The sequence below is a fragment of the Streptomyces sp. NPDC006602 genome (genome assembly GCF_042870385.1).
Lineage (GTDB): Bacteria > Actinomycetota > Actinomycetes > Streptomycetales > Streptomycetaceae > Streptomyces.
Genome location: NZ_JBIAHG010000031.1, coordinates 69,181 through 77,533 on the forward strand (window position 1 = coordinate 69,181; position 8,353 = coordinate 77,533).

Annotated in this window: 7 protein-coding genes and 2 pseudogenes; 8 read left to right on the plus strand and 1 reads right to left on the minus strand. The window is 68.8% G+C overall.

Features of this window, described 5'->3' with window-relative positions:
- Positions 1 to 100: 100 nt before the first annotated feature.
- The 3 genes from ACFYO2_RS40470 to ACFYO2_RS40480 all read left to right on the plus strand — a co-directional run bounded on the left by ACFYO2_RS40470 (position 101) and on the right by ACFYO2_RS40480 (position 4,207).
- A complete protein-coding gene (locus tag ACFYO2_RS40470) occupies positions 101 to 2,050 on the plus strand; it encodes a maleylacetate reductase and hydroxyquinol 1,2-dioxygenase domain-containing protein (RefSeq protein ID WP_388359922.1) in 1,950 nt (649 codons plus the stop codon).
- Positions 2,051 to 2,120: 70 nt separating this feature from the next.
- Complete coding sequence (locus ACFYO2_RS40475; protein ID WP_388359925.1) at positions 2,121 to 3,899, plus strand: FAD-dependent oxidoreductase; 1,779 nt, start codon at positions 2,121 to 2,123, stop codon at positions 3,897 to 3,899.
- A 41-nt stretch (positions 3,900 to 3,940) separates the two neighbouring features.
- Positions 3,941 to 4,207: a DUF6083 domain-containing protein gene (locus tag ACFYO2_RS40480; protein WP_388359928.1), complete on the plus strand. Its 267-nt coding sequence runs from the start codon at positions 3,941 to 3,943 to the stop codon at positions 4,205 to 4,207.
- 122 nt (positions 4,208 to 4,329) lie between these two features.
- On the opposite strand, the pseudogene ACFYO2_RS40485 reads toward ACFYO2_RS40480, so the two are convergent.
- A pseudogene (locus tag ACFYO2_RS40485) lies at positions 4,330 to 4,589 on the minus strand (transposase family protein); the annotation flags it as partial.
- Between the two features lie 477 nt (positions 4,590 to 5,066).
- On the opposite strand from ACFYO2_RS40485, the gene ACFYO2_RS40490 reads away from it, so the two are divergent.
- The 5 genes and pseudogenes from ACFYO2_RS40490 to ACFYO2_RS40510 all read left to right on the plus strand — a co-directional run.
- Positions 5,067 to 5,498, plus strand: coding sequence for an NfeD family protein (locus ACFYO2_RS40490; protein ID WP_388359931.1), 432 nt, complete (start codon positions 5,067 to 5,069; stop codon positions 5,496 to 5,498).
- Positions 5,499 to 5,502: 4 nt separating this feature from the next.
- Positions 5,503 to 6,540 (plus strand): SPFH domain-containing protein, encoded by a 1,038-nt coding sequence (locus ACFYO2_RS40495; protein ID WP_388359934.1) that lies wholly within the window; start codon positions 5,503 to 5,505, stop codon positions 6,538 to 6,540.
- Positions 6,541 to 7,151: 611 nt separating this feature from the next.
- Positions 7,152 to 7,409 (plus strand): hypothetical protein, encoded by a 258-nt coding sequence (locus tag ACFYO2_RS40500; RefSeq protein WP_388359937.1) that lies wholly within the window; start codon positions 7,152 to 7,154, stop codon positions 7,407 to 7,409.
- Positions 7,406 to 7,777 (plus strand): fic family toxin-antitoxin system, toxin component, encoded by a 372-nt coding sequence (locus ACFYO2_RS40505; protein WP_388359940.1) that lies wholly within the window; start codon positions 7,406 to 7,408, stop codon positions 7,775 to 7,777. Before ACFYO2_RS40500 ends, ACFYO2_RS40505 begins: the two co-directional genes overlap by 4 nt.
- A gap of 189 nt (positions 7,778 to 7,966) precedes the next feature.
- Positions 7,967 to 8,353, plus strand: a pseudogene (locus ACFYO2_RS40510) (hypothetical protein); the annotation flags it as partial.

Consider the following 8,353-nt stretch of genomic DNA (forward strand, 5'->3'; position numbering starts at 1 on the left):
TTTTTGTGCAAGGCGATGCGGAGATTATGCAGGAACGGCCGGCACTCGGGCTCGAATACTGCGGGAGACCCCCTGACCCCGCAGCACGGAGAGCAGCTTCATGAGGAGTTTTGTGCACACCACCGGCCCGAGCCGGGTGGTCTTCGGCGCGGGGACGCTTCCGCAGGTCCGCGAGGAGGTCGAGCGTCTCGGCGGGTCCCGGGTACTGCTCCTGTCCGACGGGTCACCGGCTCTGCGCAAGGACACCGAACGGCTCCGCGAAGCTCTGGGCGACCTGGCTGTGGCCGAGTTCGACGGCGCGGCCATGCACACGCCTGTCGAGGTGACCGAGCGGGCCTTGGGCCTGCTGCGCGAGCGGGACGTGGACTGCCTGGTGGCCATCGGCGGAGGCTCGACGACCGGCCTCGCGAAGGCGCTGGCGGTCCGCACGGATCTGCCCCAGATCATCGTGCCAACCACCTACGCCGGCTCCGAGGCCACCCCCGTGCTCGGCGAGACGGTGGACGGCCGGAAGGTCACTCGGTCCTCCGCGGCGATCCTGCCGGAAACGGTCCTGTACGACGTCGAGCTCACCCTCGGGCTACCGGTCCGGATGTCGGTGACCAGCGGCGTCAACGCACTGGCCCACGCCGTGGAAGCCGTCTACTCGCCGGACGCCGGTCCGGTCACCGACGCCATGGCCCTGGAGGCGGTCGCCGCCATAGCCCGTGCCCTCCCCGCCCTCCACGACGATCCCTCCGACCTGGAAGCACGGGCGGCACTGCTCCAGGCGGCGTGGCTGGCGGGCACCTGCCTCGGTGCCGTCGGCATGGGACTGCATCACAAGCTCTGCCACACGCTGGGCGGCACCTTCGGCCTGCCGCACGCCGACACCCACACCGTGGTCCTTCCGCACGCCATGGCGTACAACGCGCCCGCCGCACCGGAGGCGATGGACCGCATCGCGCGCGCCCTGGGCGTGCCCGACGCACCCACCGGCGTCTTCGACCTGATCCGCCGGGTCGGCGGCCCGACGTCGCTACGCGATCTCGGCATGGCGGAGGCCGACCTGGACCGCGCGGCGGAACTGGCCACCGCACAGCCGTATCCGAACCCGCGCGAGCTGACCCGCAGCGGCCTCGCGGACCTGCTGGGGAACGCCTGGCACGGCCACCGCCCGCAGGCAGCGGCCGACTCCGCACCCGACCTGCGCCCGCTGACCGACGAAGTCGTGGCGAGCTTCGGCGGCTGCGCGAACCCGCGCCTGAAGCAGCTGCTCACCGATCTCGCCCGCACCCTGCACGCCTACACGATCCGCAACGACCTCACCCCGCAGGAGTGGCAGCGGGCCATCGACTTCCTCACCGAGGCCGGCCACATCACCACCGACACGAGACAGGAGTTCATCCTGCTCTCCGACACCCTCGGCGTGTCCAGCGTGGTCGATGCCCTCGCCAACTCCCGTAACCCGGACACCACTTCCTCCGCGATCCTCGGCCCCTTCTACGTGGCCGGGCCGCCCGCCGCCGAACACGGCAGCGACATCGCCGGAGGGCTCACGGGCACGCCGATGTGGGCGGACGTCCAGGTGACCGACCAGGAAGGGGAGCCGGTCACCGGTGCCGTGGTGGACGTGTGGCAGTCCAACGAGGACGGCTTCTACGACGTCCAGCTCCCTGATCTTGACGGGCCTGTGCTGCGCGCCCGGTTCACCACGGATGCCGACGGGCGGTTCACGTTCTGGTCGATCCTCCCCTCGGAGTACCCGATCCCGGACGACGGGCCGGTCGGCAGGATGCTCTCCGCCGTGGGCCGCCATCCCTACCGCGCCCCGCACGTGCACTTCCTGATCGACGCCCCCGGACACCAGCCGCTGATCACCCAGCTGTTCGTCCGTGGTGGGGCCTACCTCGACGGAGCCCCCGGGCAGCGGGATGCGGTCTTCGGCGTCAAGGACGACCTGATCACCGACTTCATCCGGCGAACCGGCCCGACGCCCGACGGTCGGCCCATCGACGGTGAGTGGCGCCTGCTCGAGTTCACCTTCCGCATCGCACGCCTCGGCGACTGAGCACGCCTCGGGCGCCGTACAGCACGCAACCCCCTGACGTGTTTCACCCAGCTTCCCGGAGACAGACAGCATGACCACGCCTGAGAAGTACGACACCGACGTCCTGGTCATCGGCAGCGGACCCGCCGGCGGCACCGCGGCCCTGCTGCTGGCGACCTACGGGGTGCGCACCCACCTGGTCACCAAATACGGATGGCTCGCCGACACGCCGCGCGCCCACATCACCAACCAGCGTGCCATGGAGGTCTTCCGCGATCTCGGGATCGAGCAGGAGGCTCTGGAGAAGGGCACACCGAGCCGCCTGATGGGCGACACTGTCTTCGCCACCTCCCTCCTGGGCGACGAGATCGGCCGCATCCGCACCTGGGGCACCGGCGACGAGAGCCTGACCGAGTACGCCTCCCAGAGCCCCTGCGCAATGATCGACTTCCCGCAGACGTATCTGGAGCCCATCCTTTTGGCCAACGCCGCCAAGCGCGGTGCCGTGGTCCGGCTCAACACCGAGCTCGTCGACTTCGAGCAGGACGCGGACGGAGTGACCGCACGCCTGCGCGACCGGCCCAGCGGCACTGAACACACCGTCCGCGCCCGTTACATGATCGGCGCCGACGGCGGCCGCAGTACCGTCGCGGACAAGCTCGGTCTGCCGATGGAAGGGCAGATGGGCAAGGCCGGCAGCATGAACATCGTCTTCAGGGCCGACCTCACGCAGTACGTCGAGCACCGGCCCAGCGTCCTGTACTGGATCATGCGCCCGGGCGCCGATGTCGGCGGGATCGGGATGGGCCTGCTGCGGATGGTCCGGCCCTGGAACGAGTGGCTCATCGTCTGGGGTTACGACATCGACAACCCTCCGCCGAAGGTCACCGACGAAGTGGCGGCAGCGATCGTCCGTGACCTCGTGGGCGACGACGAACTCGACGTGCAGATCGACAACGCCTCCCTGTGGACGGTCAACCACGCCTACGCCACCCGGCTGCACGCCGGCCGCGTCTTCTGTGCCGGGGACGCCGTCCACCGGCACCCGCCGTCCAACGGCCTCGGCTCCAACACCTCCGTCCAGGACTCCTACAACCTGGCGTGGAAGTTGGCGGCCGTCCTCAAGGGACACGCCGGGCCCGAGCTGCTGGACACGTACTCCGACGAGCGAGCCCCGGTCGCCAAGCAGATCGTCGAACGCGCGAACCTCTCCCGGGACCAGTTCCTGCCCCTGTTCGAGGCGCTCGGCGTCGTCGGCGGAGACGAGGATGGCATCACCAAGGCCCTGCACGCTGCGCGGCAGCCGGACGCCGAGGGAGCGAGGAAGCGGCGGGCCATCCGCGAGGCGATCGAGCTGAAGCACTACGAGTTCAACGCCCACGGCGTCGAGCACAACCAGCGCTACCAGTCGGCGTCCGTCATCCCCGACGGCACCACGGAAACGATGTCCCGCGACGACGAACTCTTCGGACACCCGACCTCCTGCCCCGGCGCCAAGCTGCCGCACGCCTGGCTCGTCGACCCGAACGGCAGGCGGATCTCGACGCTCGACCTCGTCGGCAAAGGCAGGTTCTCCGTCCTGACCTGCCTGGCCGGCACCCCATGGGCTGACGCCGCCGACACCCTGGCCCAGGAACTGGGCCTCGACCTGCGCGGCGTCGTCATCGACCGCGACGCGCACGACGCGTACGGTGAGTGGAGCCGCCGAGCGGAGATCGACGAGGAAGGCGTGCTGCTGATCCGCCCCGACGGGTACGTGGCCTGGCGTCGGCCGAGCGGAGCCGCAGACACCGTCGAGGCGACCCGGCTGCTGCGGGAAGCGCTGACCGCGGTGCTCTGCCGACCTGCACTCGGGCCCGCTGACGCGTGAACAGGCCGAGCAGGCACCGCAGGTCAGCCCGCATCGGCCAGGTGAAGAGCAGCACCGAACCATCGGCAGTCAGCGTGCCAGTCGACTTTCGCCGGCGTGTCAGCTCAGGCATCGCTCATCCCGCAGGCGACGGCGGAGCCTGGTGTCGTCTGGCCCATGCCGTCACCTTCCCCGCACGCGACGCCATGGCCCGCCCGTCGGCCTCCGGGCTCTCCGGCCTGCGACGGGCACTGGCACTTCACACCCGTCGCAGGCCGGACAGAGCCAACCCGCTCTCCCTGCCGAGGCCATGGCCTTGTACGACCTGACCGCGCACCGCGCTGCCCAATGAGCACTGTGCATCGTGAGGTTGCTGGTCACGGGGCTGGTGTGCGTGATGTCCGGGATGCTCGTGCCGGCCGCGGGCGGATGACTTCGGCGAAATCGTCGGTCACCGGGAGACTTCGCGGTTCGTCAGAACCAGCAGAGCCCTCACCAGGGCGATCGCCCACCTCGGGTCGGTGCGTACCTTGCCGAGGACGCGCCAGTTCTTCAAGTGGGCGAAGCCGTGCTCGACCGGTGCCCGTACTGGGCAAGTGCCTTGTTGGACAGCTTCTGCCCTCGCGTCAGCGGCCGGTTCCGAGCGGCCTTGTAGCCGGTGATCACCGCCGGGCCGACGTCGGGACCACAGTCGTCGAGCCCGACGAAGCCTTCCGCGCCTGCTCGTCACGGCCAGGACCCTTGGGATCGACGGTATGGCGTGCGTGCGCCGCTTTTCAGCGGTCAGCCGATGATCTGGTTGAAGAACAGCACGCCCATGCCGGTCGGCTTTCGCGCTCGACGAGACGTGCGCCCTGCCCGATGCCACCGATCAGCTGGACTCGGGCGAGGAACTGTAGTCCGAGGAGAGCATGGAAATGCTGGAGCGGACGCGAGGCTTCGAACAGACCGCTCAGCAGCGATGGCCGTTCGCACCCCAGCTGCCCGCGCTGAGGCGTTCATGGATCGTCGTTTATGGGTAAAATTATCCTCAAGGTATGAAGTGCTTGTCCAGGGTGCACATTGCACCAGTACACCTTCGATAGTTCGGCAGGGTTTCCTGTCCCAGGGGTATCGCGGTCGTCCTGTATCGGGTCCAATGGCAGGAATCAGGCCCTTCGCGCCCCCACCGGTCAGAAGAGGCACGCAATGGATCCATGGCTGATCTGGTTGATCATCGCAGCCGTGTTGGCTGTGGCGGAGATCCTCACCCTTACTGCCGCGCTCGGAATGCTGAGTGCGGCCGCGTTGGTCACAGCGGGGTCCGCCGCGGTCGGGCTGCCACTGCCGTTGCAGTTCTTGGTGTTCACCGTCGTCGCTACGGTCACCGTGCTCTTCGTGCGCCCCATTGCGCTGCGCCACGTCCTCCAGCCCCAAGCGGAGCGGTTCGGCGTAGACGCACTGGTCGGCAGGGGTGCGTATGTTGTCTCGGAGGTGACGGGACTGGGCGGCAGGGTCCGCATCGACGGTGAGGAGTGGACGGCCCGCGCCTATGACGAGACGCTGGTGATTCCTCCTGGAAAGACCGTCGACATCATGGAGATCAGCGGCGCCACCGCGATCGTCTACCCCCGGGACTGAAACCATGGAAACCTCGGCGTTCTTGATTGCCGGCCTGATCGTCGCGCTGATCGCGGTTTTCACCGTGGTACGGGCGGTCCGTATCGTGCCCCAGGCGCGCGCTCGTAATGTCGAGCGGCTCGGCCGCTACCACCGGACCCTGAATCCCGGCCTCAGCCTCGTGATCCCTTACATCGACCGCGTTCATCCGGTGATCGACCTGCGCGAGCAGGTCGTTTCCTTCAAACCGCAGCCGGTCATCACCGAGGACAATCTGGTTGTCGAGATCGACACCGTGCTGTATTTCCAGGTCACGGATCCCCGAGCGGCTTTCTACGAGATCGCGAATTTCCTTCAGGCGGTCGAGCAGCTCACTGTCACCACCTTGCGCAACGTCGTGGGGTCCATGGACCTGGAAAAGACGCTCACCTCACGGGACACCATCAACAGTCAGCTCCGTGGCGTGTTGGACGAGGCCACCGGAAAGTGGGGGCTCAGGGTCAACCGGGTGGAGATCAAGGCCATCGACCCTCCGCAGTCCATCAAGGACGCGATGCAGAAGCAGATGCGGGCCGAGCGGGACAAGCGGGCCGCGATTCTGGGGGCAGAGGGGCAGCGCCAGTCGCAGATCCTCACCGCCGAAGGCGACAAACAGGCCGCTGTCCTGCGCGCGGAGGGCAACCGTACCGCCGCGATCCTCCAGGCCGAGGGCCAGTCCCGGGCCATCGACGAGGTGTTCCAGGCCGTGCATCGAAACGACCCCGACCCCAAGCTGCTCGCCTATCAGTACCTCCAGACGCTGCCCCAACTCGCGCAAGGCTCGGGCAACAATTTCTGGGTGATCCCCAGCGAGATCACCTCCGCACTCCAGGGCGTGTCCCGGGCCTTCACCGAGGTGCTGCCCCAGTCGCCGGCCACCCGCGACAAGCCCTCGGACGACATGGTTGCCCAGGCCGCCAACGACAAGGCCCAGGCGGAAGAAGCCGCTGTCGCGGCCCTCGCCGACGCCGCCAAGGCCGAGGGCGTCACCTCCGATGCCCTCCCGTCTCACCCGCCTCACTGACGGCGGGCGGCGTCTCTGCCAGCGCGACTCGCACACCGGAAGCCTCCGAGCGCATGACCATCTGCCAAGCGCCGCTGAGCAATGCTCATGACCTGTGGATCGGGGCTCGGGGAGCACGCAAAGGGCGTACTTTCCCGAATGATCGATTGAAGGTCACCGAGTAGGCCCGCGTTCGCAGCGCGGTCGGAAAGGCACGCCTCGGCACGCCCGGGACAGGGTTCCAGCGGCTCCAGCCCGGCCGCCCGCATCAGTTCGGCGCCCTGCGCGGGGTCGACCGGCGCGTTCGGTGCGCACCACCGGCAGATCCCGCCCTCGCGCTTGACGTTGGAGTACCGGGCCTTCACCTCCCGCCCGCACACCTCGTGCCGGCATCGTCACAGGGCACCCGCGCCGGGGGAGGGCTCCAGCGGCTCGAGTCCCGCCGCTCGCATGATCTCGACCGGATCGCGCCGATCCTTCCGCGGACGTCCAGTGGCCACCTGACCTCCCATCAGCACATCGGCCGCCAGCAAGAGGGTCTCACCGGCCACTGACATCGCAGGCCCGCGTTCTCCGCCGACCCCGGCCAGGAAGTCCTCACCGGGGTTGCTACCACCTTGCTACCATCAGGTATGGCCCCTCCGAAGAAGCAGACCCAGGTCCGGCTGGACGCCGAAGTGCTCGCTGCCGGGAAACAGGCCGCGGCCACCCGCCATCTCGACTTCAACCGCTACGTCGAGCGGCTCATCATCGAGGACACGACCGGTGCCCGTGCGGCCGGCATGGCTGCTGCCCAGCGCCTCATCGAGGAACACGGCGACTTCCTCGACGATCTGGAGGAGCAGCTCGACGCGCCACACACCGGATCCCGGCCGGGCGCCGCCGCGTGATTCTCCACATCGACGAGTCCTGGATCCTTGAGGTCGCCGAGCGCGCCGGCTATCGGGATCCCGGCGTCGACGACTACGGCGTGCCCGTCGCCGCGGTCGCCCGGCACCGCGGCGAGCTCCTCGAGCGGCCTGTCTACGACGGCCCCTACTCCCGCGCCGCCGCCCTGGTGCACACTCTGGGCCGCTGCCGGTGGCTGGAGCGCTCCCACCTGACCGTCGCGTGCGCGGTCGCGGTCATGTACCTCGAGGCCAGCAACATCCCTGTCGATCCCACTCGGGAACAGCTCACAGCGCTTGCCCACGAGCTGAACAGCCCACGCTGCACCGCCGAACGCATCGCCGCCATCCTGCACACATGGAAGCCCTGACGATGGCCCCATAAGCGAAGCAGGAAGGCGCCGCGCCGCGAAATTCCCACCGGCACCGGCACAGCCCCCTGCCGGCTCTTTGCCCGCCGGTCGGCCGGCAGCTGGCCCTGGGCCGCCTCCGTTCGCCGCCAGTGGATGGCTTCAGTCGCGCTCCGTATGCCGGCATGACTGGAAGGAGCCCACCGCAGTGTGGTCCGCCGCCAGACGGGTCCGTACTGGATCGGCGGCGGGGCCGACGCCACGGTTACCGGTTCTGGGGATGCGCGGGCCGACGACGGCTCCCGCCTGCCGACCTGGCAGGCGGCACGGGCCTACGCCGAGGCCTGCGGCGCCGACCTGGTGCAGGCCGAGCGCCTGTGGTGCCGGGCCCGCTACCGGGCCCGGCAGCAGCATCAGTTACGGCGCGCCGGTTCCCGGCCCGAAACGGTCATGGATTTCGCCGATCTGCGCCAGGCCATGGTGGAACTGCGCGAGTGCTGCGGGGGTTTGGCTGAGCACGAGTGCGTTCTGACGTGTGTGAGTGAGTACCGACGTTCCCGGTCGGCGGCTGAGTGGTGTTTCCCCCTGGATGGGAAT